We start from the raw sequence: 623 nt of genomic DNA on the forward strand, positions 1-623 counted from the left end.
GGTCTTCATCAAGTTCCGCCACATTGATCGCAATCCCGTTCTTTGTCCTTCTTGGTGAGATCCTGGTGCGTTCTGGCGTTGCGACCCGCACCTATGCCGCGCTGGATCGCTGGGTCAGTTGGCTGCCGGGTGGTCTGGTGCACGCCAATGTCGCGACTGCCACGATGTTTTCGGCCACATCGGGATCATCTGTTGCGACCGCAGCAACTGTCGCCACAGTAGCCATGCCTCAAGCGGAAAAACTGGGTTATGACCCCAAACTCTTTTCCGGTGCTATCGCTGCTGGTGGTACGCTTGGCATCATGATCCCGCCGTCGATCAACCTGATCGTCTACGGTTTCTTGACACAATCCTCGATCCCGCAACTGTTCCTGGCCGGTCTTATCCCGGGGCTTGGGTTGGCGCTGGCCTTTCTGGTGATTACAGCCATCCTCTGCACGATCCGCCCTGAATTGGGCGGGAACCGCCGGGTGTTCCCGTTCCTTCAAATGGCGCGCGCGCTCGTTGACCTTGTACCGATCCTGATCCTTTTTGCTCTTATTGTGGGGTCGATCTATCGCGGATGGGCCACACCAACTGAGGCCGCGGCCGTTGGCGTCGCAGGCGCATTGCTGATCGCGCTG

1 protein-coding gene is annotated in these 623 nt (G+C 58.7%); it reads left to right on the plus strand.

Annotation, left to right across the window (positions count from 1 at the left end; all coding sequences use genetic code 11):
- Window positions 1-623 (plus strand): TRAP transporter large permease subunit (locus ACR0LL_RS21290; protein WP_480589321.1); only part of this gene is annotated, 623 nt, incomplete at both ends.

This window comes from Ruegeria sp. AI2, assembly GCF_056541275.1.